Source organism: Alteromonas sp. MmMcT2-5, from assembly GCF_022348315.1.
In the GTDB taxonomy this organism is placed as follows: domain Bacteria; phylum Pseudomonadota; class Gammaproteobacteria; order Enterobacterales; family Alteromonadaceae; genus Alteromonas; species Alteromonas macleodii.
Genome location: NZ_JAKRFB010000012.1, coordinates 13,242 through 38,412, shown reverse-complemented (window position 1 = coordinate 38,412; position 25,171 = coordinate 13,242). Strand labels below are relative to the sequence as shown.

Sequence of the window (25,171 nt, the reverse complement as noted above, 5' to 3'; positions counted from 1 at the left end):
GTATGTTGCAACGCCTTTTTTCGGTACTTGATTTTGTAAAAGCGGGTTTAGTTAATGCGGGTCTTGTTAACCAGAATCTGGCAAACGGACAGTTCTTTCGCTATGGCTCAGCTGCTTTTATAGTTTTGGCATTAGTGGGATGCCAAAGTGCACCTTCACAATCCGGTCGATATACACAAAAGCAAGACTCAGCGCCTAAGCACGTTGCCAAAAAACCAGAAACACTTGATGCTGTACCAAAATACGAAGCCTACCGCATGTTTAACAGCAGGCCTTACAAGGTACTGGGCAAGCACTACACGCCAATGGATAGTGGTAAAGGCTATGAAGAGGTCGGCTATGCCAGTTGGTATGGCCAGAAGTTTCACGGTCACTTAACCTCAAATGGCGAAACTTACAATATGTTTGCCATGAGCGCGGCTCACAAAACATTGCCACTGCCCTCTTACGTGCGTGTTACTAACTTGGAAAATAACAAACAAGCGATCGTCCGCGTTAACGACCGAGGCCCTTTTCACGATAATAGAATTATCGATTTGTCGTATGCAGCCGCAGTAAAACTAGGCTACCACAGCAAAGGCACAGCGCGAGTCAAACTTGAAGTTATCCACTTTGACGAACAAAACAATGTGACGGTGGGAAACAGTCCAACTGTTACTTACGATGAATATTTGGGTATTGCGGTAGTACCCGCACCGGCCTTGGCAGCAACTTCACCCACCCCGCCATTAGCCCCCTCTTCGAACACCGCGGATACCAACTCAAGCAGAAGTGAGAAAAGTAGCAACGCGGTAAGTGATGCGATTTATATTCAAGTTGCTGCGCTTTCAAACGCCGAGAAAGCAAAATCTATCTCTAACGTGCTATCGGCGTTATATCAAATTCCCGCTCACCTGCCAGTAGCGGATAACATTTATAAACTACAGTTAGGCCCTATCCACGATGAAGCAGTCGTCGCGGAGGTTCTTGAACAATTAAAGCAAAATGGCTATCCCAACGCTTACGCGATTACACAGACCATGTAGTTGGTTGGGTTGTCGCACGCTCATAAAAACAACGACATTGTGGCAGCATTGTGTCATTCAGCAGGCAATATCACGGTTTCTTCGCCTAATACCTACAATCGCGTAAACTTTTTTGATAAAACCTAGTCTTATAAGCAGCCTTTCGTTAAGATCTCTCGTCACCTCAGATAATAAGTAGGTGAAACAACAGAATTCGGTTACGAACTGGACAAAAGCTAAAATTGGGTAGCCATGTTTTGCGGTCATCGTTTCGCGGTCATCGCAACAATAGGGTAAGCTTTAACTCACACGGATAAAACGGTCAAAGAAATTAGAACCATGCTCAGAATAATTCAACGCGCTAAACCGTCATTACTTTCATTTGCCTTTTTGGTGATAGGCACTTTACTACACACAGCAAATGCTGCCGTAGTCACTCCGCCTGCTCCTTCAGTTGCCGCAGAAGGTTTTCTTCTAACCGACTTTGAAACGGGTCATGTGATTGCATCTAAAAATGCAGACATGCAGCTTGCTCCTGCGAGCTTAACGAAAATAATGACTATTTATGTTATTGGCAAAGAATTACAGGCCGGTAACATCAGCTTAGACGACGAAGTGACTATCTCGGAAAACGCATGGGCGAAGAAATTCCCTGACTCGTCAAAAATGTTTATTGAAGTAGGTACACAAGTTTCAGTACGTGACTTACTACGTGGCATTGTTGTGCAGTCAGGTAACGACGCCTGTGTTGCTATGGCAGAACACGTAGCAGGTTCAGAATCTGCTTTTGCCAGCATGATGAATGCACACACGGCATCACTTGGCATGAGTGGTTCTCACTGGGTTAATGCTCACGGTCTTCACGACCCTGACCACTACACTACCCCTCGTGACATGGCGATTCTGTCTCGCGCGCTTATCGCAGAAACGCCAGAAATGTACAAGATTTATAGCGAGAAGGAATTCACCTACAACGGCATTAAGCAATACAACCGCAATAGCCTGTTGTGGGACAAAAGCTTAAACGTTGATGGCATTAAAACTGGCCACACGTCTGATGCGGGCTACAGCCTAATCACTTCTGCAGAGCAAGGCGGTATGCGTCTAATCTCTGTAGTTATGGGGACTGATAGCGAACGTGCACGTAAAGTTGAAAACAAAAAGCTACTTAAGTATGGCTTCCGTTTTTACGAGACACTTACGCCATACCAAGCTGGTCATAGTTTCGTTGCTCACCGCATCTATATGGGTGATAGAGAGACAGTAGACCTTGGAATTAATCAATCTACCCCCATTACTATTCCACGCGGTCAGGCGGCTAATTTAGAAGCTAACTTCGAACTTGATGACAAGCTTGAAGCACCACTTGCAAAAGGTCAGGTTGTTGGAAAACTTTATCTACAACTAGACGGTGAAGATGTGGCTAGTTATCCCCTAGTTACCCTTCAAGAAGTAAAAGAAGGCAGCTTCTTTAATCGCATGAAAGACTACATTATGCTTCAGCTAGGATTTGACGACGAGTAAACACCTTTACTGAATACGTTAAAAAGCTAGTTGTGAAGCGGCCAGATTTGTTACAATCTGGCCGTTTTTTTATATGATATTTTAAGTACCAAGGATATCGCATGGATACCCGTTTCGACGAATTACTAGATTTTCCAACAAACCAAACGTTTAAAGTCATGGGCGTTGCTCATGAAGACCTACCTCAACAGGTAGTGAGCTGCCTTCAGCAACACGCGCCAGGTGATTACTCGCCTAACGTAAAACCAAGTAGTAAAGGTACTTACCACTCGGTGTCTATCAGTGTGCGTGTAACCAGTAAAGAGCACATGGAAACCATTTACACTGAACTTGCCAAATTAGAGCTGGTTAGGGTTGTACTTTAAGTGAATGAGCAGTCGATAGCGTCTGACGCAAACGGCGTTATAGTGCGTCAGTTAGGGCGTCAGCCGTATGAGCCTATCTTCGAGGCAATGAAACGCTTCACCGATGAGCGAGACCAAAACACCCAAGATGAAATTTGGCTTGTTGAACACGATGCCGTCTTTACGCAAGGACAAGCAGGCAAAGCTGAACATATACTTATGCCTGGTGATATTCCTGTTGTTCAGGTTGACCGAGGTGGCCAAGTGACCTATCACGGTCCAGGGCAACAAGTAATTTATCTGATGCTAAACATAAAGCGCAGAAAGCTAGGTGTTCGCCATTTAGTCACTGCTATGGAAGAAGCGGTGGTCGGACTACTTGGAAAATACGGCGTAACCGCGTATCCAAAGCCCGATGCGCCTGGCGTATACGTCGATGAGAAGAAAGTTTGTTCATTAGGTTTAAGAATACGTAATGGCTGCTCGTTTCATGGCTTAGCTTTAAATGTTAATATGGACTTATCACCGTTTCAGCGTATTAATCCTTGCGGTTATGCCGATATGGAAATGATCGATACCGCGCGCCTCAATGGTCCAACTACGCTTGAGACCGCTGGTAATGAATTAACGCATTTGTTGCTAGAAGCGCTTTCCATTGCACAGCCAACATACAAAGAAGGTTTTGATGAGTAATGCACGACCTCAAGCGGGGATAAAACTCCGTGATGATGAAAAAGTAAAACACATTCCCGTCACTATTATTCCTACTGAAAAGGAAGAAATGCTGCGCAAGCCGGAGTGGATTAAAATCAAGCTTCCTCGTACTACCGAGAAAATTGATCACATCAAACAGACACTTCGCAAAAACAACCTTCACTCTGTGTGTGAAGAAGCGAGTTGTCCTAACCTTGCCGAGTGTTTCAACCACGGTACAGCCACCTTTATGATTCTTGGTGATATTTGTACCCGTCGTTGTCCTTTCTGTGACGTAGCCCACGGTAAGCCACTGCCTCCGAGCGCAGAAGAGCCAGAGAAGCTGGCTAAAACCATTGCAGAAATGAATTTGCGCTATGTGGTTATTACTTCTGTTGACCGCGATGACCTTCGCGACGGTGGCGCTCAGCATTTCGTAGATTGTATTAACGCCATTCGCGAACACAGTCCAACAACGACAATCGAAGTATTAGTACCCGATTTTCGTGGACGTATGGATCGTGCACTTGAGATTTTCAAAGACGGCGTGCCTGATGTGTTCAACCACAACTTAGAGACGATCCCGCGTTTGTACCGTGAATGTCGCCCTGGCGCGAATTACCAATGGTCGTTGGATTTGCTTAAGAAGTTTAAAGCGCAACACCCTGACGTGATGACCAAATCTGGTCTGATGATGGGTATGGGCGAAGAGAACGAAGAAATTCAAGGCGTACTTGATGATCTGCGCGCTCACAATGTGGACATGCTTACGCTGGGTCAATACCTTCAGCCAAGCCGTCACCACTACCCGGTTAAGCGCTACGTACACCCTAAGGAATTCGACGCCCTTGGTGACTACGCAAAAGAAATTGGCTTCACGCATGCAGCATGTGGCCCAATGGTCCGCTCGAGCTACCATGCAGACCAACAAGCAGCGGGTAAAGAAGTTAAGTAGTACCGAACTTCAGCATAGGGCTCAGCCTAACGTTGCTAAAAAGTTGATACAGAATAAAAGCGGTGATCTTCACCGCTTTTTTGTGCCTTCGTATTTCAGGGTGACAAACCCGTGGGTATTGTTAGAATGCCCGTCAAATTACGCTATCCCCTTTTGAAAAGTATTCCCAAATTAAGGGTAAGGTCATTTCATGCGCAAACATATATATATTGCCTATACAGGTGGAACTATTGGTATGAAGCCGTCTAAGCAAGGCTACGTACCCGCTGCAGGCTTCTTGTCAGACACACTGAAAAAGATGCCGGAGTTTCACCGTTCTGAAATGCCCCTTTTTACACTGCATGAATACGATAATCTTATCGATTCATCAGACATGGATCCGTCTGACTGGCAGCGTATTGCCGATGATATCGCCAACAACTACGACAAGTATGATGGCTTCATTATTTTGCACGGTACAGACACCATGGCATACACCGCCTCGGCGTTGAGTTTCATGCTTGAGGATTTGTCAAAACCTGTCATTGTTACCGGTTCTCAAATTCCACTGGCAGAGCTTCGCTCAGATGGTCAAGTCAACCTTCTAAACGCGTTATATGTTGCCGCGAACTTCCCCATTGCCGAAGTCGGACTGTTCTTCAACAACAGACTACTTCGTGGCAACCGCAGCCGCAAAGTAGATGCAGATGGATTCAGTGCCTTTGACTCCCCTAACTTTCCTCCACTGTTAGAAGCTGGCATTAACATTCGTCTGAAAGCCGGTGAATTAGCGAAGACACCAAATAACACCTTAACGGTATCGAACGTCAAAGCCCAACCGATCGGCATGGTAAGTTTGTATCCCGGTATTGCGCCAGAGGTGATTAAAAACACGCTACAGCAACCTGTGAACGCGTTGATTTTACTGAGTTATGGTGTGGGCAATGCACCTCAGAACCCTGAGCTTATTGCACAGTTAAAATACGCAAAAGCCAGAGAAATTCCTGTTTTGAATTGTACCCAGTGTATGCGCGGTCGCGTAAACATGGGTGGCTATGCCACCGGCCATGGCCTACAAGAAGTAGGAGTTTTATCGGGTAGCGATATGACTCCCGAGGCTGCCCTCGCGAAACTGCACTACTTATTAAGTAAAGGGCTTCCTTTTGAGGAAATAAGCCATCTATTAACACAAAACTTGCGCGGCGAATTAAGCGACTAACAGCGTTACAAATAAAGTTTTTAAGAAAAAGGTTTTAACAAGTGACAACAACATATTCGGGTATGCTTAAAAAAATGCGTACCTCCGCCGATGAAAACAATACCGTGCACTACTCGCTTCCAATTGGTGATGAGTCAGTAGATATCAATGCTCTCATCGGCAAGGAAGTAACGGTAACCTACTCTGGTGAAATCAACTGTGTTCACTGCAATCGCAAAACCAAGAAAAGCTTTAACCAAGGTTACTGCTACCCGTGTTTAATCTCATTGGCACAATGCGATAGCTGCGTTATTAAGCCAGAAAAGTGCCATTACCACGAAGGGACGTGCAGAGAACCTCAGTGGGGTGAAGAACATTGCTTTAGCGAGCATTTTGTTTATTTGGCTAACACAGGTACGGTAAAAGTGGGCATCACTCGTCAAGTCACCGAAGGCGTGTCTACGCGGTGGATGGATCAAGGAGCTACGCAAGCTACCGTAATGCTGCGAGTTCCTGACAGGCTTACCAGTGGTTTGGTTGAAACGTTATGCAAGGATCACATTGCAGATAAAACCAATTGGCGAACAATGTTAAAGGGCAAACCTAACGAGGTTGATTTAGAACAGGTCAAAACCGAATTAATGGGTAAAATTGAAAGTGAGCTAGAAGCGCTGAAGCAAGAAAAAGGGCTGCAAGCAGTATCAGAAGTGACTACGCCTATCCATGATATTCATTACCCTGTTGAAGATTATCCGGTAAAGATAAAATCTTTAAACTTAGATAAGACACCGTCATTTACTGGTGTATTGCAAGGTATCAAAGGGCAATACTGGATGCTAGATGGCGATCGCGTTATTAATATCAGGAAGTTCGCAGGTTATAACGTAGACCTATCTTTCTAGGTTAAATGTTAGGGTCTTATGTTAGCTTACTTATAAAAATAAGACCCTTATTACCCGCCGCTAACTATCTAATGCAGCAGTTTATTCGAATAGGTATCAACTACTGCCAGAATTCAAAGTAGTCGTTACTATTTCTTTGCGGTTTAGGTGCAGGCTCAAACGCTGGTGTTCCTAAATATAAGAAACCTACCAGCTCGTCTTCTTCACTTAAACCTAATCCGTTTCTTACCGTCTCACAGTGTGCGTAGCCACCGGTGCGCCACATGCCGTTAAACCCTTGTGCTACTGCTGCCATTTGCATCGCCATAACGCCACAGCTTGCCGACGCTATCTGCTCAACACGCGGTACCTTTTCATGTTCCACATGCTTTGCGATGGCTACGATAACCATAGGTGCGCGGTGAGGAAGCTGCACGGCACGTTCAATTTCTTTCTGCGACTTTTCATTTTCAATAGCGGATTGCTCATAGAGTGCACCTAGCTTATCCAGCCCTTTTTCTGTGCACACAATAAAACGCCACGGAGTAAGACAAGCATGGTCTGGGGCACGTAGTGCAGCCTGCATAATATTCTCTAAGGCATCACCACTAGGTGCTGGCGCTTCTAACCGAGGCTGAGAACTTCTGTTGAGTAACAATGTTAATGCGTCCATTTACGTCCCTACTTTATTTTTTCGCGTTGCTGTTATCACGCTTCGATTTTCATAATCGAGAAAGGCGTGCCAACAACAATGATTTACCTAACCTGAGTGCTAGATCCTACGGTTCATAAACAAAAAAGACCAGAAAATTCCTGCCTTTTGTACAGCAAATGGAGCGTCCCTAATTACTTTTAGAACGCATGGCTTTATTCACATAGTAATCGACACTAAAGAAGCGTCCACCACCATAGATAAACAACACTAAAAGCATAATAAAATAGGTCGCAGCGAATTCGATGCCGTTGTTAAGTACCACAAAGCTACCGCTGGATGTAAGCCAGTCATAATGGCCATGCTCTTGTAACAATGATTTAGCTGTCGAAAGCTTTTCTGGCGCAGCCATAATGTTTTCATTCAGTAAGATTGTACCGTCGGCTAACCATGAAGACGCATCAGCAATAGCGAGCCATCCATTCTTAGCGTGAACACTCACCATAGCAACTATCATGGTTACCATTAAGGGAATACTCACCAAGCGGGTCAATGCACCCAATAACAATAGAACACCGCCCACGAGTTCTGCGGCTGTAGCTAAGAACGCCATTACCAAAGGCATTGGTAAACCAAGCCCATAATCATCGTTACCAAACCAATCTACAATACTGTCGAAACTGGATGCTTTATTCCAGCCAGCCTGTATCATCACTGGTGCTAAATACAAGCGTAATAAAAGTAAAGGGATACCATCTGCCACTTGCAGTCGGGCTACGATTTGTTGGTAAATGTGCGTCATTCTTTTGCCTACTTTGTGTGATTAAGAAATAAGAACGGCACTTTATGAAAAAAATTTCATCGCGCGAAAATAAGCCCTCACCGTTTTTACGACTAATGAAAAAGGGCCATGGAAAAACCGGCTATAAAGCAAAGAATGGAAAATTTCTTATGACAATGAGCGAGGATAATCACAAACGTATTGCCTCCCTCATTCGAAAGTGGCTGGAACAAGACGAAAAAAAGAACGCAGAATAAAAGTCATCGTAAGTCGTCGAAAACAAAGACACTCACAAAAAATTACAATTAAGTTCGCGATCTTACTCGATTTAGGTAACATAATAGAATGCGGTACGTGAGTAAGGTATGCCTGATCTATCTTGCTCTGGTTAGTTAATTCAAAAAAAGGTAGTGATTAAAATGGCAGCCAAAGGAAATTGGACTAAATCCTTGTTTATTGGCTTGTGGACGGTGCTTAACTTCACCCGCAAACTTTTCTTTAATTTGATATTCATTGTTATTTTTGTTGGATTGATAATCGCAATAACTGGCCAGGACAATGAACAGTTTACGGTAAACAAAGACAGTGCTTTGTTTCTTACGCTTAACGGCAAGCTAGTTATAGAAAAAGAAAGCATTGATCCTTTCGAACAGTTCTTACAAGAATCGCTAGGCAGTGAACCTGAAAACCCAGAAGTACTGGTACGCGATGTAGTGAAAGTGCTTGAAAATGCACAAAAGGATCGCCGTATTAAAGCTTTGGTTCTTGACCTTCAAGGTCTTACCGGCGGTGGTTTAGACAAGTTGCGCACCGTAGCTAATGCTATTGACGCGTTTAAAGAATCTGAAAAGCCCGTTTATGCCATTGGCGATTACTTTTCCCAAGACCAATATTACTTGGCAGCACACGCTGATAGCATCTATCTGAACCCAATGGGCGGGTTAATGTTTGAAGGCTACGGCCGTTATGGCATGTACTTCAAAGACATGCTAGAAAAGTTAAAAGTAACCACGCATATCTTCCGGGTTGGTACTTATAAATCTGCTGTTGAGCCTATCATGCGAAATGATATGTCTGAAGAAGCAAAGGAAGCGGAGAAACAGTGGTTAGATGGTTACTGGGCGCAATACAAAGCGGACGTAGCAGCAGCTCGCGGTATCGATGAAGCAAACTTTGACGAGACCCTTGAAGGTTTATTAGCAAAGTTTGAAGCGGCAGGCGGCGATTTCGCACACTATGCGCTTGAGAATAATTGGGTAGACGCATTGAAGACCCGCGAAGAAGTAAGATTGGAGCTCACTGAATTAGTCGGTGAAGATGAAAACAATCACGGCGTTAACCTCACTTCGTTCAATACCTATCTTAAAGTTGTTAACCCGCCTATGCCGGTTATCGAGTCAGATATGGATAAAGTGGCGATTGTAGTTGCCAAGGGCACCATCTTAGACGGTAATCAAAAAGCCGGTACTATAGGTGGCGACAGCACTGCGCGTCTTCTGCGTAAGGCTCGTCTTGATGACAACGTAAAAGCAGTGGTTCTTCAGATTGATTCTCCTGGAGGCAGCGCATTCGCCTCTGAAATTATCCGTCAGGAAGTGTTGCAGCTACAACAAGCAGGTAAGCCCGTTATTGCTTCTATGAGCACCTATGCAGCTTCAGGCGGTTATTGGATTGCAGCAAGTACCGATAGAATAATTGCAAGCCCTAGCACAATTACAGGCTCGATTGGCGTGTTTGGAATGTTTATGACCTACGAGAATTCACTGGATTATTTAGGTATTCACAGTGACGGTGTGGGCTCTACAGAGCTTGCAGGCTTCTCTACTGTGCGTCCACTAGCACCAGAATTCGGTCAGATTCTTCAGCGCAACGTTGAAAACACTTACGGAAACTTCTTGTCGTTGGTTTCAAATGCTCGTGGTATGTCGGTAGAAGAAGTGGATAAGGTTGCCCAAGGACGCGTGTGGATTGGCGAAGATGCCATTGAACTTGGCTTGGTAGACCAGCTTGGTACGGTTGACGATGCTGTAGTTGCTGCGGCCGAGCTCGCCGAGCTAGAAAATTATGATACGTTCTACGTACAACGTACGCTGAGTGCCCAGGAAATTTTCTGGAAGGAATTCTTTGGCCAGGCAATGACGTTTGTGGGCAAATGGCAATTTGCCCATGCCGACTCTGCACTGGTAAATGAATTTAAGCGCGTACTTAAAGAGTTCAGTTTAGTAAACCAACTAAACGACCCTAAGGGTACCTACGTGCTATGTTTACCTTGTGACGTTAAATAATACGCGCAGCAAATAAGTAGAAACAGTAAAAAGACAGAGGCAGCAACATCGCTTCAAATGACTTAACTCAAGAACAGCGTCGCGTTATTACCGACGCTGTTTTTTATTGCTATGAGCAAGCAGAGCAATACTTCAAGCAAACGTTCAAGCGCCCTACCATCACTTTTAGACGGTCGGGGAAAAATGCGGGCACTGCGTTTTTACAGCAAAACCGCGTGAATTTTCACCCACTTCTGTTTAAAGATAATATCGATGCCTTTTTAAGTGACGTGGTACCACACGAAGTCAGCCATTTGTTGGTATGGGTTCTGTTTGGCAGAGTTCAGCCTCACGGCAAAGAATGGCAGTCGATAATGCGCAGCGTATTTAACTGCACGCCTAATGCTACCCATCAATTTGACGTGAAACGGGTAGCCCGCTCTTTTCATTATGTGTGTGACTGTGACACTTATGCGCTAAGTACACGCAGACACAATAATATTTTAAAAGGGGCACAATTCAAATGTAGGAAGTGTCAGGCCTTGCTTCGCGCACCAGACGTTGGCAGCCTAAAAGCCAATTGACCCAAGACGCTGTCTGGCGAGCGGTATTTACAGGATACGTGCTGTTAATTAAACCAGTGTTTAGTAAATGCGTTGTCTAAATCGTTAAACGCTGTCTTAAGAAGTTGCGCTAGCTCTTTATATTTTGGTTTTGATTTAGCATTGGTCATAGCCACACCTTGCGAGCGCATTTTTGAGTGGATTTCTTGGTACCAGCTTTTCAGTTGTGGTGGAAGGTATTGGTCAGAGCGGTGTCCTAGCCAAAGCAAGCCTTGCATAGGCAGACTTAAGAAGAAAGCACCTATGGTAATGGTTTGAGGTAGATAATCGGCGCCTAAACTCTGATAGAGCAGCGCGCATGAAACCATTGCCACTGGCGGCATGGTTTTGATTGCAAACTTAGTCGCTGCTACAACTCTACACTCTGGGAAAAAGGCAAAGAGTTCTTTTCTTACAGGCCATGTCTTCATGTACTGCTGACCGTTTTTCAACATTGTCATTATTGATTGAGACATGCCTCACCTCTTTGATAAACCTTACTATCAGCATTAATGCTGATATCACTCACGTCATTATTCGATAGTTATAACTAAATTGTAATCCGCTTTTTGGCTAATACAAACTGGTTCTTCTAAATCAGTACGTAATTACAGCGATAAACTATCAACATCGATCTTATCAAATACGATTGCACTGTAGTTAATTAAGTTTCGTTGATGTGGCGGCTGCCTTTTGGTCTGCTGTGAAGATCGGCGTTGTGTAGCTAATACACCCCGCATTAATAATTAAAAGGTATAAGTTCAATCTATCTTTAAGTGACATTTTTCTCGCTTAAAGGCATCATATAGAGCTTAAGCCTAAACATTGTGCTGCATGGCTTTGTTGTTACTTTTGTTAAAGCAAGTGAATAACGACCTGCAGATGTTGCGCTGGCAAATTACTATAATAAAAGTAACTAGGTGTTGAGCTTGATTTACAGATTTTCGCCCCTACCTAGCTTTCTAAGAGAAATTTTATAAGTAACCCTATTGGGTGAATTATTTGGAGAGGAAAATGGCAGAAAGCAGACACGTCCGTCTACTTATCTTGGGTTCAGGCCCTGCAGGTTATTCAGCAGCGGTTTATGCTGCACGTGCAAACCTTAAACCTGTACTGTTAACTGGTATTCAACAAGGCGGACAGCTTACTACCACGACAGAAGTAGAAAACTGGCCGGGCGATCCTGAAGGCCTTACTGGTCCTGATCTAATGGTTCGTATGCAAAAGCATGCTGAAAAGTTCGATACTGAAATTATTTTCGATCACATCAATAAGACCGACTTTTCGAAGCGCCCTTTCACGCTTTACGGAGATAGCGGTACTTATACCTGTGACGCACTAATCATTGCTACAGGTGCTTCAGCTAAATACCTTGGTCTTGAATCAGAGCAAGCGTTTATGGGTAAAGGTGTATCTGCTTGTGCAACCTGTGACGGTTTCTTCTACCGCAATCAAAAAGTAGCGGTAATTGGTGGTGGTAACACCGCTGTTGAAGAAGCGCTTTACCTTTCAAACATTGCATCAGAAGTACATGTTATTCACAGAAGAGATAGCTTTAGAAGTGAAAAAATTCTTGAGCAACGCCTTCGTGATAAAGCAGAAAACGGTAACGTGGTATTACACTTAAACCGTACACTAGATGAAGTGCTCGGTGACGAAATGGGTGTAACCAAAGTCCGTATTAAAGATACGCACAGTGATGCCACTGAAGAGCTTGATGTTATGGGGCTATTCGTTGCTATCGGTCACAAACCGAATACCGATATCTTTGATGGCCAGCTTGAAATGAAAGATGGCTATATCGTTGTAAACAGCGGTACAAACGGCAATGCGACGCAAACAAGCGTTGAAGGTGTGTTTGCTGCAGGTGACGTGAGCGATCACATTTATCGTCAGGCCATTACATCAGCAGGTACAGGATGTATGGCGGCGCTAGATGCTGAAAAATACTTAGACGGTACGATGCCCGAACAAGGTTAATACTGTTTCCCAAGCCCTGCTGTTCAGTGGGGCTTTTTTCTGGCCCGATTATGATAGCGTTACATTACATCGAAGAAGGCGCGCCCTTCCCTCCAGTCGACACTGCATTAGACGAACCTAACGGCCTGTTAGCATTTGGTGGCGACCTCAGTCCTGCACGTTTATTTTCTGCCTACTCACAGGGCATTTTCCCTTGGTTCAGTGATGACGAACCGCTGTTGTGGTGGTCACCCGACCCCAGAGCCATTATTGAACTCGACAATTTTGTCGCATCGAAAAGCCTTAAGAAGCTTGCTCGAAAACAAAAATACACGGTAACGTTAAATTATGCGTTCGACCGTGTCATTGAAGCCTGTTCATCAACCCCTCGTAAAAACCCAAACACAGGTGAACTCAATAGCGAAACATGGATTACCGATGACATGATTGGGGCTTACCGGCAGCTCAATGGTTTGGGTTTAGCACACTCTGTGGAAGTTTGGGACGGCGAAACATTGGTGGGTGGACTATATGGCGTTGGAATTGGCAAGGTATATTGCGGTGAATCGATGTTTCACCGGGAAAGTAATACGTCAAAACTTGCTATGATGGCGTTGGTTGAGCACATGAAGTCTCACGATATGGCCTTTATTGATTGCCAGCTTCCTACCGATCATTTGGCATCCCTTGGTGCGAACGTGTTATCCCGTGAAAACTTTATTGAAAAACTGGAAAACAACAACCACACTTTAACTGAAGACGGTAGGCTGTCAGAAGACTACCTTAATCGTTGGAAGCCAAGAGTGATTACTCCGTGAAGTTTGGTATAACCCAATCATTTTCATGTAGCTATTTGCCCGATGAGCAAGAGCAATTATTAGTATACGCCGAAAACAATGATTTTCAGGCGTGGCGATACTCGCAACTTATTCAAGTGGGATTTCGACGAAGCGGTGAACAAATTTACCGTCCACACTGCCCAGCCTGCAAGGCATGTAAGTCGGTGCGAATTCCGGTGAATGCTTATACCCCCTCTCGCAGTCAAAAAAGGCTGTTAAAGGCCAACCAAGGGTTTCGCGTTCAGCTAGTTAGTGAAACTAAAAGCACATACTACCCGTTGTATGAACGCTACATTACGGAGCGACATGCCGACGGTAGTATGTATCCGCCGTCACGAACCCAGTTCGAAAATTTCGTTTTGTGTGATTGGATGACAACCCATTACCTAGAGGCCTATGATGGCGACAAGCTCATTGCAGTGGCTGTAACTGACGTCGTCGATGCTAACGAACATATGGGTGCACTCTCTGCGCTCTACACGTTTTTCGACCCTGAGTATAGCTCTGCATCTTTAGGTACATGGATGATACTCATGCAAATTGAGGAAGCGAGGCGTTTAGGCCACCACTATGTTTATTTGGGCTATTACGTAGAGGGTTGTCAAAAAATGTCTTATAAACACAAATTTTTGCCATTTGAGCAGTTTAGTGACAATGAATGGCATCTATTTAGCAAAAATAGTAAAATACCCACTTAATTGCTTTACACCGAACCCAAGATTGGGTAAGGTCTGCGCGGCAAAAATTTTGAATTACTGAGGTAACTGCTTTACATGGCAAAAGAAGATTGTATTGAAATGGAAGGTACTGTGTTAGACACGCTACCTAACACTATGTTCCGCGTTGAACTAGAAAACGGTCACGTAGTGACTGCACACATCTCTGGTAAAATGCGTAAGAACTATATCCGTATTCTTACTGGCGATAAGGTCACCGTTGAGATGACTCCTTACGATTTGACCAAAGGTCGTATCGTTTATCGCGCAAGATAATGAGCCATTTAAGCGGTAACGCATAAAAAAAGCCCGATTAAGATCGGGCTTTTTCGTATCTGGGTTTTACCTATTTCATCCTCGAAGCACTATCGCTAAAAACAAAGTTAATAACGAAGATTTAGCGCTTGATAGACGACATTAGTCTTTCTACCTAGCGCTACATGCTTTATTACATTAGGTTGGCTCTGCTTCTTCAGACGTTGCACCTACACCTGTGTACTCAAAGGTAAGTTTGTCATCAACGCAGTCTACTTTAACGTTTCCGCCTTTAGATAACTCGCCAAACAATAGCTCGTTCGCTAACTCTTTCTTCAGGTCATCTTTAATGACGCGCGCCATAGGACGTGCACCCATTGCCTTATCATAGCCTTTCTCAGCCATGTAAGCGCGGGCTGCACTGGTGACCTCTAGCGACACGCCTTTAACGTCAAGCTGTGCCTGAAGCTCAATAATGAACTTGTCTACCACCTGCAAGATGATTTCAGGATCAAGATGGTTAAACCAAATAATACCGTCCAGGCGGTTTCTGAATTCAGGTGTAAACACCTTATTGATTTCAGACATCGCATCGTGACTGTGATCTTGCTGCTTAAAGCCAATAGATTTACGTACCGTTTCTTGAACACCTGCGTTGGTGGTCATCACTAACACTACGTTTCTAAAATCAACCTTACGTCCATTGTTATCAGTCAGCGTACCGTGGTCCATAACCTGAAGAAGAATATTGTAGATATCGCTATGCGCTTTCTCAATTTCATCTAACAGCACTACTGAGTACGGGTTTTTGATTACCGCATCTGTTAACAGACCGCCTTGATCAAAACCAACGTAACCAGGAGGCGCACCAATGAGGCGGCTAACTGCATGACGTTCCATGTACTCAGACATATCAAAACGTACAAGCTCAACACCCATGATTTTAGCCAGCTGTTGGGTTACTTCTGTTTTACCAACACCAGTTGGACCGGCGAATAAGAAGCTACCAATTGGTTTTGCTTCAGCTCCAAGTCCAGAACGTGATAGCAATATAGCGTCATTAAGCGTCTCTATAGCCTTATCCTGACCAAACACAACCATTTTAAGGTTGCGGCCAAGGTTCTTAAGCACCTCTTTGTCAGAAGCCGATACAGACTTCTCAGGGATACGCGCCATTTTTGCAATAATTTGCTCTATGTCGCCCACACCAATCGTTTTTTTGCGCTTAGAAGGCGGCAACAAGCGCTGGCTTGCGCCTGCCTCATCCATTACATCAATGGCTTTATCTGGAAGATGACGCTCGTTGATGTATTTAGCCGACAATTCCGCCGCAGCTTGAATCGCTTTTTGTGTGAAACGCACATTGTGGTGCTCTTCGTAGCGACTCTTAAGGCCAAGCAGTATCTTTGTGGTATCGCTGACGCTAGGTTCAGTAACGTCAACTTTCTGGAAACGACGTGCAAGGGCGCGGTCTTTCTCAAAAATACCTTGATACTCTTGATATGTGGTTGAGCCAATACAGCGTAGTTCACCGCTTGATAGCTTAGGCTTAAGTAAATTTGACGCATCCATTACACCGCCCGACGCAGCGCCTGCACCAATAATGGTATGGATTTCATCAATAAACAAAATGGCGTTCTTATCTTTACCAAGCTCTTTCAGAATTGCTTTCAAACGCTTCTCAAAGTCACCACGGTATTTGGTACCAGCAAGAAGGCCACCTAAATCCAGTGAGTAAACGGTACTTTCAGCAATAACATCAGGCACGTCTTCGTTAACGATTCTGTATGCAAGACCTTCTGCGATCGCCGTTTTGCCTACGCCCGCTTCACCTACTAGCAGCGGGTTGTTTTTGCGACGACGACATAGAATTTGAATAGTGCGCTCTACTTCCGAATCGCGGCCAATCAACGGGTCTATTTTGCCGTCTTTCGCGTGACGATTCAGGTCAGTTGCGTATTTGCTTAATGCTGAGCCACCTTCTTCGCCTGCTTCAGCCTCTTCCGACGCTTCGGGGTTTACGGGCTCATCATCATCCGCTTTGCTTACACCATGGCTAATGAAGTTCACCACATCCAAGCGCGTTACATCCGCCTTCTTGAGAATATAAACGGCCTGAGACTCTTGCTCGCTGAATATAGCAACAAGTACGTTGGCGCCAGTAACTTCGTCCTTACCAGACGACTGAACGTGGAATACCGCACGCTGCAGCACGCGCTGGAAACCGAGCGTGGGCTGAGTTTCGCGTTCGTTTAACTGGTCATCTAAAATGAGAGGCGTAGTATCTTTAACAAAAGCTAACAGTTCGCTTTTAATTGCCTCAATATCGGCACCACACGCTTTGAGCGCATCGCGAGCAGCTGAGTTATCAAGCAATGCCAACAACAAGTGCTCAACCGTCATAAACTCATGACGATGCTCTCTGGCAAATACAAACGCGTTATTTAACGTTTGTTCTAATTCTTTATTTAACATATTGCTCGCCCTCTACAAAAAACCTTATGCCTGCTCCATCGTGCACATCAACGGGTGCTGATGTTTGCGTGCGTACTGATTAACCTGCATCACTTTTGTCTCTGCTATCTCAGCAGTAAAAATGCCACACACGGCTTTTCCTTGATAATGAACGGTCAGCATAAGTTGGTTGGCTTTCTCAGCGTCCATATTGAAAAACTGCATGAGTACCTCAATGACAAAATCCATCGGTGTATAGTCGTCATTGTTCAACAACACTTTATACATGGGAGGCGGCTGCGGCTTCTGTCGCTGCGCGTCTTTCTGTTTTTCCTTTTCGATACTAATAGCGTTGTCTTTACTCATAACTTAATAATAGTGGTTTAATGGCACATATGTGTACAAACTTTTGGATAAATTTATTCACATTTGCCCTTGACATAATATGGTTAAAAAATCTACATTTTGTATAGTGGTTTTGAGTATTGCACGTTAGCTACGACATAACTTACTGCGTAGCAGCTACAATCAATACTCTTTCCACCGTGTCTCCGGATCTATAATGGGGGCATATACTCGTGAGTTCAAGGATTAAGAGGAAGTCGAAGTATGGCGGTTGGCAAAGTTAAATGGTTTAACAACGCAAAGGGTTTTGGATTTATCGTTCCTGAGGACGGCGGCGAAGATATTTTCGCGCATTACTCTACGATTCAAATGGAAGGCTACCGTTCGCTAAAAGCGGGTCAAGAAGTAACGTTCGAAGTTCAGCAAGGGCCTAAAGGTCTTCACGCTGAGAACATTGGCTTCAAAGAAGAACCAGAGCGTTAAGAAAAGAATTTTCAAAGCCTGACCCTATACGTCGGGCTTTTGCTTTTCTTGCCATTCAAAATGTGTAGGTGCAGTAAAGCGCCTGTGCGGATAACTGCGTTTTAATTTTCCCTACAAAAATAAGCATTACGTTATCTTAACGTTGTGTATTAAAGTTGCGTAATAGTACAAAGTAAACAATCAACGAGCTTTTTTCCTGTTCCTTTTATCTCCCGCTTATACATTCGTTTCCAAAACATAAGGTATATCGCCCTACCCTTATTACCCCTTATACCAGTCCGCGTAGACCAATGCCTACTCAGCTAGGTTTAAAATGTTCGTAACCGCCGCGTGTTAGCGCAGGTATAGTGGTTCTACATAAAAAAGCCCTCTCGTTTGAAGAGAGGGCTTTTAAACGTTGTTTTGAAATAGCTTCTCAGGTTTGAGAGTACTATTCTATGCGCTAGACCTTTAAGCCTAACGCATATACACAAAATACTATGCGCCTAAGATAGCTTTTAATGTCTTACTTGGAGACATGGTTGCGAAAAGCTTGTCTTCGTCAGGGTAGTAGTAACCACCAATTTCTTGCGCGCTACCTTGCGTTGCATCAATCTCAGCCAAGATGTCGTCAATTTTCGCAGACAACTCTTCATACACTGGCTTAAATTGCGCAGCTAGATCTGCGTCTTCCGTTTGGTTCGCTACTTCTTCAGCCCAGTATAGACCTAGGTAAACATGGCTACCACGGTTGTCCAACTGACCTGCTTTACGAAGCGGAGACTTACCATTGTTTAGTAGTTTTTCCGTTGCTTTATCAAGTGCAGTAGCAATAACTTTTGCTTTGGTGTTGCTGTGCTTAATAGCAACATCTTCTAGCGATACAGCAAGTGCCAGGAATTCACCGAGTGAGTCCCAACGCAAGTGACCTTCTTCAACGAACTGTTGCACGTGCTTAGGTGCACTACCGCCCGCGCCCGTTTCATAAAGGCCACCACCAGCCATCAACGGAACAATTGATAGCATTTTAGCACTGGTACCAAGCTCTAGGATTGGGAACAAATCAGTAAGGTAATCACGAAGTACGTTACCCGTTACTGAAATGGTATCCAGACCGCGAATTGCACGTTCCATGCTGTAGCGAATAGCGCGTACAGGAGACATAATTTGAATGTCTAGACCGTTGGTATCATGGTCTTGTAGGTACTTTTCAACTTTCTTGATAAGTTGCGCATCGTGAGCACGTTCGTCATCTAGCCAGAATACCGCAGGCATACCAGATTGACGTGAACGCGTTACTGCTAGCTTAACCCAATCTTGAATAGGTGCGTCTTTCACCTGACACATACGCCAGATATCACCTTCTTCAACATCGTGAGAGATAAGAACATTGCCGTCTTGGTCAATAATCGACACAGTACCGTCTGCTTCTAGTTCAAACGTTTTGTCGTGTGAACCGTACTCTTCTGCTTTTTGCGCCATTAGACCAACGTTAGGCACTGTACCCATCGTTGTCGGGTCGAATGCACCATGCGTTTTACAGAAGTTAATAACTTCCTGGTAAATGGTTGCATAAGTACTTTCTGGAATTACCGCTTTCGTGTCGTGCGCCTTTCCATCTGGTCCCCACATTTGACCAGAGTTACGAATCATGGCTGGCATAGAAGCATCAACAATTACGTCACTTGGTACGTGAAGGTTCGAGATACCCTTGTCAGAGTTCACCATCGCCATTGGTGGGCGGTCGGCATAACATGCGTTGATATCTTTTTGAATTTCTGAGCGCTGGCTTTCAGGTAAGCTCGCAATTTTGTCGTAAACGCTACCAAGACCATTGTTAGGGTTAACACCTAGCTCTTCAAACAGGTCGCCCCACTTGTTGAATAGATCTTTGTAAAATACTTTTACACAGTGACCGAACACGATTGGGTGAGACACCTTCATCATGGTCGCTTTTACGTGTAGTGAGAAAAGAATGCCTGTGTTTTTCGCATCTTCAATTTGCTCTTCGAAGAATTCACACAGCGCTTTTTTGCTCATAAACATGCCGTCGATAACTTCGCCAGCTAGCAAGTCCACACGCGGTTTAAGGGTTTTCTTACTACCATCTTTACCCGTAAATTCAATGCTTACATAACCATCTTTTTCCACGGTTACAGACTTCTCACCCGAGTAGAAGTCGCCGCCGCGCATGTGAGCTACGTGAGAACGTGATGCTTGAGACCACTCACCCATTGAATGCGGGTGCTTGCGTGCATAATTTTTAACTGCGGTTGGGGCACGGCGATCTGAGTTACCTTCACGTAATACAGGGTTTACTGCACTACCTAGCACCTTACCGTAACGTTCGCGAATGTCTTCTTCTTCAGCAGTTTTTGGTGAATCAGGGAACGCTGGTACGTTAAAGCCTTTTGCGTTTAATTCTTTGATAGTTGCACGAAGCTGTGGAATTGAGGCACTGATGTTTGGAAGCTTGATGATGTTAGCGTTCGGGTCTTGGGTCATCTCACCCAGTTCAGCTAGCGCGTCTGGCACTCTTTGTTCTTCAGAAAGATACTCAGGGAAATTTGCCAAAACACGTGCAGCAAGTGAAATATCGCTTAGCTCAACGTCGATATCTGCAGCCGCAGCAAACTTCTGGATGATAGGAAGAAGTGAGTAAGTCGCCAGCATTGGCGCTTCATCAGTCTTCGTGTAGATGATCTTAGACTTGGTCATTATATACCTCAATTTTCTCGACAGGGTACTGTCGTCTTTAGTCCATTAGGTCGCAACAACCCGCAACATGTTCATGTCACGCCCACAGTCATTGCGAAACGTATTTGATGTTTTCCACCTTTTGCTTTTATTAAGCACTAGGTCACTTGCTGTTTTCTTCCCTACATATTATTCAATTCCCTATGTTAGCAATATGCATCTCATGGCTTTGCACTCGACTACCTAGTCGTACGCAATTTCGAGATACGATGTATAAGCAAGCCCGCTTATCACTGCTAAAACTGTCTAATAATTATGCAGATGCGCTCTCTTATAAAAATGGGAGCGACCATTAGTATAGGGTCGAAAGTTTGAGTTACAAGTCATACCATTGTCTTAACTCATAAGATCACCGAATTTATCGACAAACTTCATTGAGCAAACCACTATTTGCGGTTGATTTTCCCATGCGAAGCATCGTCATTTGTCGTAAAATCCCCCCCGAAATTTTGAATTTAAACAAGCGGAAGTAATATGTCTTCAAACGCTAAAGTGGTGCTTTTTAATAAGCCCTTTCAAGTTCTTTCTCAATTTACAGATGCAGACGGTAGAGAAACCCTAAAGGACTATATTGATGTTCCCGGTGTGTATGCCGCAGGACGACTCGACAGAGATTCGGAAGGTCTTCTCGTACTCACCAATGACGGAAAGCTTCAGCATAAACTTGCTAACCCAAAAGCTAAAACCAGCAAAACCTATTGGGTGCAAGTTGAAGGTATTATGGACGAAAAAGCAATGCAGGCGCTGCGTGACGGCGTGGAATTAAAAGATGGAATGACTCGCCCCGCTAAAGTAAAGGCCATGGAAGCACCTAGCGTGTGGCCGCGGAATCCGCCCGTACGCTTTAGACAGTCGATCCCTACTAGCTGGGTAGAAATTACCATTACAGAAGGCAGAAACAGACAAGTGCGACGTATGACAGCGCACGTCGGCTACCCCACCCTTCGGCTCATCAGATATCGCGTGGGTAATTGGACCATTGATGGTATTGATAATGGCAGCTACGTTCACTTTTAAAGGCAATTCAATTTCTAATACTTGAAATCACCTTCCTTGACCACACTAAAAGAGGCACCGAAACGTCACGGATTTTTAGCGCTGTTAAAGGTTGCTGTTCATCTTTGCATATAGACAATTTTTTACAGCAAAGGCCAACGGCCGCTTGGCACATATTTAATTACTTAATCAGATAAGGATTAAATGTGAATTAGCTATCGGAATCTGATAAAATCCGCGACCTCGAAAACGGGCCGATTTGTAAATGGCTGATTAGTGGTACAGCCCACTAAGTGGGTAAGCGCCTTAGCATATTTATCAACATGTTAATTGGTGACTGATTTAACAAATACGGTTTCTTTTTATTAATCAAATGAGTGTGCAATCCATAGTGAGTGATATTGAATCTAACGCCAGCAAAAAAGTGATCGTCGGAATGTCCGGCGGTGTCGATTCGTCTGTTTCAGCCTACCTACTCCAACAACAGGGTTATCAGGTTGAAGGTCTCTTCATGAAAAACTGGGAAGAAGACGACAACGATGAATACTGTGCCGCAGCGGAAGATTTAAAAGATGCACAAGCGGTTGCTGACAAACTAGGCATTGAACTGCACACCATTAACTTTGCAGCAGAATACTGGGATAACGTGTTTGAGTATTTCTTAGAGGAATACAAAGCGGGCCGTACGCCAAACCCAGATATTATGTGCAACAAAGAAATTAAGTTTAAAGCGTTTCTTGAATTTGCAGCAGAAGACCTTGGCGCTGACTACATTGCTACTGGTCACTATGTTCGTCGCCGAGAAGTTGACGGTAAATGGCAAATGCTACGCGGTCTTGATAACAACAAAGACCAGAGCTACTTTCTTTACACGTTAGGCGAAGAGCATGTTGCAAAAACGCTCTTCCCTGTGGGCGACATCGAAAAGCCATTAGTTCGCAAAATTGCCGAGGAGCAAGGTCTTATCACTCACGATAAGAAAGACTCTACCGGGATTTGCTTTATTGGTGAACGCAAATTTAAAGACTTCCTTGCTCGTTACCTTCCAGCTCAGCCTGGCGTTATTGAAACAGCAGAAGGCGAAGAAATTGGCCAACACGAAGGCTTGATGTATCACACGCTAGGTCAACGTAAAGGCTTACACATTGGTGGATTAGCCAAATACGGTGACGACCCTTGGTATGTGGTAGATAAAGATGTTGCTCGCAACGTGCTTATTGTGGGCCAAGGTGCCGACCACCCTCGCCTATACTCGAAAGGCTTGGTAGCAAAGCAGCTACACTGGGTGGATAGAAAAACAATTACAGAACCTGTGCGCGCGGTAGTTAAAACCCGTTATCGTCAGGCCGATATCCCATGTACAATAACGCCAACTCAAGACGACACCATTGAAGTGATGTTTGATGAGCCGCAGAAGGCGGTAACGCCGGGGCAGTCAGCGGTGTTCTATAGTGACGAAGTTTGCCTTGGCGGCGGTATTATTGAGAGTTATATTCGCTGATGTTAGATACCGACATAGAAAATAACCTAGCACTTGCAGGTGTATGTCAAGCTGCTGCGCTGGTTCAACAGCTTGCCAGACGAGGTTCTGCCGATAACGAGGCTATAGAGGCCAGCTTATCGAGCATACTGGTTACTGACCCAGAAACACCTCAACAGGTTTTCGGCCAGCTCGCTAACTTAAAAACCGGTTACACCACACTCGCAGCACAGCTATCTGACAAACAAGCAACAAAAGATACGGAATTAACCCGCTATATAGCTAGTATTCTAGGCCTTGAAAGAAAGCTAGCGAGAAAGCCTAAAGCAATGCAGGAACTGGGCGAACGTATTTCCCATGTTCAGCGCCAGCTTGCTCACATCGATTTCCAAAACCCACAAATAGTCTCCTCTTTAGCGAGCATTTACAGCGATATCATCAGTCCGCTAGCACCGCGTATTCAGGTAGCTGGTAACCCAGATTATTTAAGCCAACCTGCTACTCAGCATAAAGTGCGTGCGCTTTTGCTTGCAGGTGTTAGGGCTGCAGTAATGTGGCGTCAGATGGGTGGAAAACGAAGAAACATTTTATTTAAACGCAAACACATTCTTAACAGTGCTGTTAAAGCACTACGATTAATAAACTAGTGAGGAGCTTAAGGTGGAACTGAGTCAGTTAACTGCAATTTCCCCTGTCGATGGTCGATATGCTGGCAAAAGCGTAGAATTACGCAGTATTTTCAGTGAGTACGGCTTATTAAAATACCGTGTAGAAGTAGAAGTACGTTGGTTACAAATGCTGTCTACTAACCCACAAATTGAAGAAGTTCCTGCTTTTACAGACACGTCAAATGCACTACTAGACAAAATAGTAGCTGAATTTAGTGTTGAAGATGCCATGCGCATCAAAGAAATCGAGCGCACAACAAACCACGATGTGAAAGCGGTTGAATACTTTCTTAAAGAGAAGGTTGCCGACAATAGTGAGCTTTCAGCAGTAAATGAGTTTATCCACTTTGCGTGTACGTCTGAAGACATCAACAACCTTTCACATGGCTTAATGCTTCGCGAAGCCCGCGAGACCGTTATTCTTCCTTACTGTGACAAATTAATTGAAGCGCTAGTAGAGCTTGCTAAGCGCTACCAGAACGTACCTATGATGGCACGTACTCACGGTCAGCCTGCTTCACCTACCACCATGGGTAAAGAAATGGCAAACGTGGCTATTCGCCTAAAGCGTCAGCGTAGCCAAATCGCAGGTGTTGAGTTACTTGGTAAGATTAACGGTGCAGTGGGTAACTACAATGCACACTTGTCAGCGTATAAAGATGTAGATTGGCACGAAGTTTCAGAGAAGTTTGTTACCTCACTAGGTCTAACCTGGAACCCGTTCACTACGCAAATAGAGCCGCATGACTATATTGCAGAAATGTTTGATGCCATTGCGCGCTTTAACACCATTCTTATCGATTTCGACCGTGACGTTTGGGGTTACATTGCACTGGGTCACTTCAAGCAAAAAACGGTAGCTGGCGAAATCGGCTCTTCTACCATGCCACACAAAGTTAACCCTATCGATTTCGAAAATTCAGAAGGTAACTTAGGTCTGGCGAACGCTATTTTTGACCATTTAGCAGCTAAGCTTCCTATCTCTCGCTGGCAACGTGACCTTACTGACTCAACCGTACTACGTAACCTTGGCGTCGGTGTAGGTTATGCGGTTATTGCGTATCAGGCTACTTTGAAAGGTATCAGCAAGTTAGAAGTTAATGAGCAAAGCTTACTTAACGAGCTAAACAACAATTGGGAACTGCTTGCAGAGCCTATTCAAACTGTTATGCGTCGTTACGGTATTGAAAAGCCATACGAGAAGCTAAAAGAACTGACCCGTGGTAAGAAAGTAAACGCTGAGGTCATTGCTGAATTTATTGATAACCTAGATATGCCAGAAGCGGCCAAAGCAGAGCTTAAGGCATTAACGCCTGCTACATACATTGGCGATGCAATCAGGCTTGTAGATCAGTTATAAGCC

24 protein-coding genes and 1 pseudogene are annotated in these 25,171 nt (G+C 44.5%); 19 read left to right on the top strand and 6 right to left on the bottom strand.

From position 1 onward, the window contains the following. Nucleotides 1-2 precede the first annotated feature (2 nt). The 7 genes from MHN09_RS07540 (at nucleotide 3) to MHN09_RS07510 (ending at nucleotide 6,599) form a co-directional block, all read left to right on the top strand. Nucleotides 3-1,025 (top strand): septal ring lytic transglycosylase RlpA family protein, encoded by a 1,023-nt coding sequence (locus tag MHN09_RS07540; RefSeq protein WP_168533504.1) that lies wholly within the window; start codon nucleotides 3-5, stop codon nucleotides 1,023-1,025. Nucleotides 1,026-1,343: 318 nt separating this feature from the next. Beyond that, entirely contained in the window at nucleotides 1,344-2,528 is a 1,185-nt protein-coding gene (locus MHN09_RS07535) for a D-alanyl-D-alanine carboxypeptidase family protein (RefSeq protein ID WP_014949348.1), read from the top strand. Nucleotides 2,529-2,629: 101 nt separating this feature from the next. Next, nucleotides 2,630-2,893 (top strand): DUF493 family protein YbeD, encoded by a 264-nt coding sequence (gene ybeD / locus MHN09_RS07530; RefSeq protein WP_014949347.1) that lies wholly within the window; start codon nucleotides 2,630-2,632, stop codon nucleotides 2,891-2,893. Beyond that, complete coding sequence (gene lipB / locus MHN09_RS07525) at nucleotides 2,894-3,565, top strand: lipoyl(octanoyl) transferase LipB (protein ID WP_239239969.1); 672 nt, start codon at nucleotides 2,894-2,896, stop codon at nucleotides 3,563-3,565. Then, a complete protein-coding gene (gene lipA, locus MHN09_RS07520; protein WP_049588697.1) occupies nucleotides 3,558-4,520 on the top strand; it encodes a lipoyl synthase in 963 nt (320 codons plus the stop codon). Before lipB ends, lipA begins: the two co-directional genes overlap by 8 nt. Nucleotides 4,521-4,710: 190 nt before the next feature. Next, on the top strand, nucleotides 4,711-5,718 hold the full coding sequence (ansA, locus tag MHN09_RS07515) for an asparaginase (RefSeq protein ID WP_039229460.1): 1,008 nt from the start codon (nucleotides 4,711-4,713) through the stop codon (nucleotides 5,716-5,718). Between the two features lie 41 nt (nucleotides 5,719-5,759). Further along, nucleotides 5,760-6,599 carry a DUF2797 domain-containing protein gene (locus MHN09_RS07510; RefSeq protein ID WP_239239967.1) on the top strand — a complete coding sequence of 280 codons (840 nt, stop codon included), beginning with the start codon at nucleotides 5,760-5,762 and terminating at the stop codon, nucleotides 6,597-6,599. A gap of 100 nt (nucleotides 6,600-6,699) precedes the next feature. Here MHN09_RS07510 and MHN09_RS07505 read toward each other — a convergent pair whose 3' ends face one another. Together MHN09_RS07505 and MHN09_RS07500 are read right to left on the bottom strand one after the other, a co-directional pair. Then, entirely contained in the window at nucleotides 6,700-7,251 is a 552-nt protein-coding gene (locus MHN09_RS07505) for an NAD(P)H nitroreductase (RefSeq protein ID WP_239239965.1), read from the bottom strand. Between the two features lie 169 nt (nucleotides 7,252-7,420). Then, complete coding sequence (locus tag MHN09_RS07500) at nucleotides 7,421-8,032, bottom strand: DoxX family protein (RefSeq protein WP_239239963.1); 612 nt, start codon at nucleotides 8,030-8,032, stop codon at nucleotides 7,421-7,423. A gap of 44 nt (nucleotides 8,033-8,076) precedes the next feature. Between MHN09_RS07500 and MHN09_RS07495 the strand changes: the two genes are divergently transcribed. The 3 genes from MHN09_RS07495 to MHN09_RS07485 all read left to right on the top strand — a co-directional run bounded on the left by MHN09_RS07495 (nucleotide 8,077) and on the right by MHN09_RS07485 (nucleotide 10,859). Beyond that, nucleotides 8,077-8,268 carry a hypothetical protein gene (locus tag MHN09_RS07495; protein WP_239239961.1) on the top strand — a complete coding sequence of 64 codons (192 nt, stop codon included), beginning with the start codon at nucleotides 8,077-8,079 and terminating at the stop codon, nucleotides 8,266-8,268. Nucleotides 8,269-8,430: 162 nt separating this feature from the next. Further along, nucleotides 8,431-10,296, top strand: a complete 1,866-nt coding sequence (gene sppA, locus MHN09_RS07490; protein ID WP_239239959.1) for a signal peptide peptidase SppA — start codon at nucleotides 8,431-8,433, stop codon at nucleotides 10,294-10,296. A 47-nt stretch (nucleotides 10,297-10,343) separates the two neighbouring features. Then, nucleotides 10,344-10,859: a SprT family zinc-dependent metalloprotease gene (locus MHN09_RS07485; protein WP_343300028.1), complete on the top strand. Its 516-nt coding sequence runs from the start codon at nucleotides 10,344-10,346 to the stop codon at nucleotides 10,857-10,859. 44 nt (nucleotides 10,860-10,903) lie between these two features. Here MHN09_RS07485 and yfbV read toward each other — a convergent pair whose 3' ends face one another. Then, the gene (yfbV, locus tag MHN09_RS07480; protein WP_239239957.1) at nucleotides 10,904-11,353 is read right to left on the bottom strand and encodes a terminus macrodomain insulation protein YfbV; all 450 of its coding nucleotides are present in this window, start codon (nucleotides 11,351-11,353) and stop codon (nucleotides 10,904-10,906) included. Between the two features lie 538 nt (nucleotides 11,354-11,891). Between yfbV and trxB the strand changes: the two genes are divergently transcribed. The 4 genes from trxB to infA all read left to right on the top strand — a co-directional run bounded on the left by trxB (nucleotide 11,892) and on the right by infA (nucleotide 14,667). After that, nucleotides 11,892-12,857: a thioredoxin-disulfide reductase gene (gene trxB, locus MHN09_RS07475; RefSeq protein WP_239239955.1), complete on the top strand. Its 966-nt coding sequence runs from the start codon at nucleotides 11,892-11,894 to the stop codon at nucleotides 12,855-12,857. A gap of 50 nt (nucleotides 12,858-12,907) precedes the next feature. Then, the gene (gene aat / locus MHN09_RS07470; protein ID WP_061486964.1) at nucleotides 12,908-13,654 is read left to right on the top strand and encodes a leucyl/phenylalanyl-tRNA--protein transferase; all 747 of its coding nucleotides are present in this window, start codon (nucleotides 12,908-12,910) and stop codon (nucleotides 13,652-13,654) included. Beyond that, nucleotides 13,651-14,373: an arginyltransferase gene (locus MHN09_RS07465; RefSeq protein WP_187446971.1), complete on the top strand. Its 723-nt coding sequence runs from the start codon at nucleotides 13,651-13,653 to the stop codon at nucleotides 14,371-14,373. Before aat ends, MHN09_RS07465 begins: the two co-directional genes overlap by 4 nt. Nucleotides 14,374-14,448: 75 nt before the next feature. After that, complete coding sequence (infA, locus tag MHN09_RS07460; protein WP_014949333.1) at nucleotides 14,449-14,667, top strand: translation initiation factor IF-1; 219 nt, start codon at nucleotides 14,449-14,451, stop codon at nucleotides 14,665-14,667. Between the two features lie 177 nt (nucleotides 14,668-14,844). Here infA and clpA read toward each other — a convergent pair whose 3' ends face one another. Together clpA and clpS are read right to left on the bottom strand one after the other, a co-directional pair. Further along, nucleotides 14,845-17,121 (bottom strand): ATP-dependent Clp protease ATP-binding subunit ClpA, encoded by a 2,277-nt coding sequence (gene clpA / locus MHN09_RS07455; protein WP_014949332.1) that lies wholly within the window; start codon nucleotides 17,119-17,121, stop codon nucleotides 14,845-14,847. 24 nt (nucleotides 17,122-17,145) lie between these two features. Further along, complete coding sequence (gene clpS, locus MHN09_RS07450; protein ID WP_014949331.1) at nucleotides 17,146-17,466, bottom strand: ATP-dependent Clp protease adapter ClpS; 321 nt, start codon at nucleotides 17,464-17,466, stop codon at nucleotides 17,146-17,148. 243 nt (nucleotides 17,467-17,709) lie between these two features. On the opposite strand from clpS, the gene cspD reads away from it, so the two are divergent. After that, the gene (cspD, locus tag MHN09_RS07445) at nucleotides 17,710-17,928 is read left to right on the top strand and encodes a cold shock domain-containing protein CspD (RefSeq protein WP_014949330.1); all 219 of its coding nucleotides are present in this window, start codon (nucleotides 17,710-17,712) and stop codon (nucleotides 17,926-17,928) included. A 477-nt stretch (nucleotides 17,929-18,405) separates the two neighbouring features. On the opposite strand, the gene MHN09_RS07440 is transcribed toward cspD, so the two are convergent. Further along, nucleotides 18,406-20,625, bottom strand: a complete 2,220-nt coding sequence (locus MHN09_RS07440) for an NADP-dependent isocitrate dehydrogenase (RefSeq protein WP_061485794.1) — start codon at nucleotides 20,623-20,625, stop codon at nucleotides 18,406-18,408. Between the two features lie 513 nt (nucleotides 20,626-21,138). Between MHN09_RS07440 and MHN09_RS07435 the strand changes: the two genes are divergently transcribed. From MHN09_RS07435 to purB, 4 genes and pseudogenes are all read left to right on the top strand, one after another. Next, nucleotides 21,139-21,681: an rRNA large subunit pseudouridine synthase E gene (locus MHN09_RS07435; RefSeq protein ID WP_014976399.1), complete on the top strand. Its 543-nt coding sequence runs from the start codon at nucleotides 21,139-21,141 to the stop codon at nucleotides 21,679-21,681. A gap of 370 nt (nucleotides 21,682-22,051) precedes the next feature. Beyond that, nucleotides 22,052-23,158 (top strand): annotated as a pseudogene (gene mnmA, locus MHN09_RS07430) (tRNA 2-thiouridine(34) synthase MnmA); the annotation flags it as partial. 2 nt (nucleotides 23,159-23,160) lie between these two features. Further along, nucleotides 23,161-23,787, top strand: a complete 627-nt coding sequence (gene hflD / locus MHN09_RS07425; RefSeq protein WP_014949326.1) for a high frequency lysogenization protein HflD — start codon at nucleotides 23,161-23,163, stop codon at nucleotides 23,785-23,787. Nucleotides 23,788-23,800: 13 nt separating this feature from the next. Beyond that, nucleotides 23,801-25,168: an adenylosuccinate lyase gene (gene purB / locus MHN09_RS07420; RefSeq protein ID WP_039229483.1), complete on the top strand. Its 1,368-nt coding sequence runs from the start codon at nucleotides 23,801-23,803 to the stop codon at nucleotides 25,166-25,168. Nucleotides 25,169-25,171: the final 3 nt, after the last annotated feature.

Bases quoted from the DNA above. Each gene is read 5' to 3' on its own strand.
- MHN09_RS07505 (WP_239239965.1), bottom strand. From the start codon at position 7,251: ATGGACGCATTAACATTGTTACTCAACAGAAGTTCTCAGCCTCGGTTA.
- hflD (WP_014949326.1), top strand. From the start codon at position 23,161: ATGTTAGATACCGACATAGAAAATAACCTAGCACTTGCAGGTGTATGT.
- lipA (WP_049588697.1), top strand. From the start codon at position 3,558: ATGAGTAATGCACGACCTCAAGCGGGGATAAAACTCCGTGATGATGAA.
- sppA (WP_239239959.1), top strand. From the start codon at position 8,431: ATGGCAGCCAAAGGAAATTGGACTAAATCCTTGTTTATTGGCTTGTGG.
- MHN09_RS07535 (WP_014949348.1), top strand. From the start codon at position 1,344: ATGCTCAGAATAATTCAACGCGCTAAACCGTCATTACTTTCATTTGCC.
- ansA (WP_039229460.1), top strand. From the start codon at position 4,711: ATGCGCAAACATATATATATTGCCTATACAGGTGGAACTATTGGTATG.
- MHN09_RS07435 (WP_014976399.1), top strand. From the start codon at position 21,139: ATGTCTTCAAACGCTAAAGTGGTGCTTTTTAATAAGCCCTTTCAAGTT.
- MHN09_RS07540 (WP_168533504.1), top strand. From the start codon at position 3: ATGTTGCAACGCCTTTTTTCGGTACTTGATTTTGTAAAAGCGGGTTTA.
- MHN09_RS07495 (WP_239239961.1), top strand. From the start codon at position 8,077: ATGAAAAAAATTTCATCGCGCGAAAATAAGCCCTCACCGTTTTTACGA.
- aat (WP_061486964.1), top strand. From the start codon at position 12,908: ATGATAGCGTTACATTACATCGAAGAAGGCGCGCCCTTCCCTCCAGTC.
- MHN09_RS07440 (WP_061485794.1), bottom strand. From the start codon at position 20,625: ATGACCAAGTCTAAGATCATCTACACGAAGACTGATGAAGCGCCAATG.
- infA (WP_014949333.1), top strand. From the start codon at position 14,449: ATGGCAAAAGAAGATTGTATTGAAATGGAAGGTACTGTGTTAGACACG.
- MHN09_RS07500 (WP_239239963.1), bottom strand. From the start codon at position 8,032: ATGACGCACATTTACCAACAAATCGTAGCCCGACTGCAAGTGGCAGAT.
- yfbV (WP_239239957.1), bottom strand. From the start codon at position 11,353: ATGTCTCAATCAATAATGACAATGTTGAAAAACGGTCAGCAGTACATG.
- trxB (WP_239239955.1), top strand. From the start codon at position 11,892: ATGGCAGAAAGCAGACACGTCCGTCTACTTATCTTGGGTTCAGGCCCT.
- clpA (WP_014949332.1), bottom strand. From the start codon at position 17,121: ATGTTAAATAAAGAATTAGAACAAACGTTAAATAACGCGTTTGTATTT.
- ybeD (WP_014949347.1), top strand. From the start codon at position 2,630: ATGGATACCCGTTTCGACGAATTACTAGATTTTCCAACAAACCAAACG.
- cspD (WP_014949330.1), top strand. From the start codon at position 17,710: ATGGCGGTTGGCAAAGTTAAATGGTTTAACAACGCAAAGGGTTTTGGA.
- clpS (WP_014949331.1), bottom strand. From the start codon at position 17,466: ATGAGTAAAGACAACGCTATTAGTATCGAAAAGGAAAAACAGAAAGAC.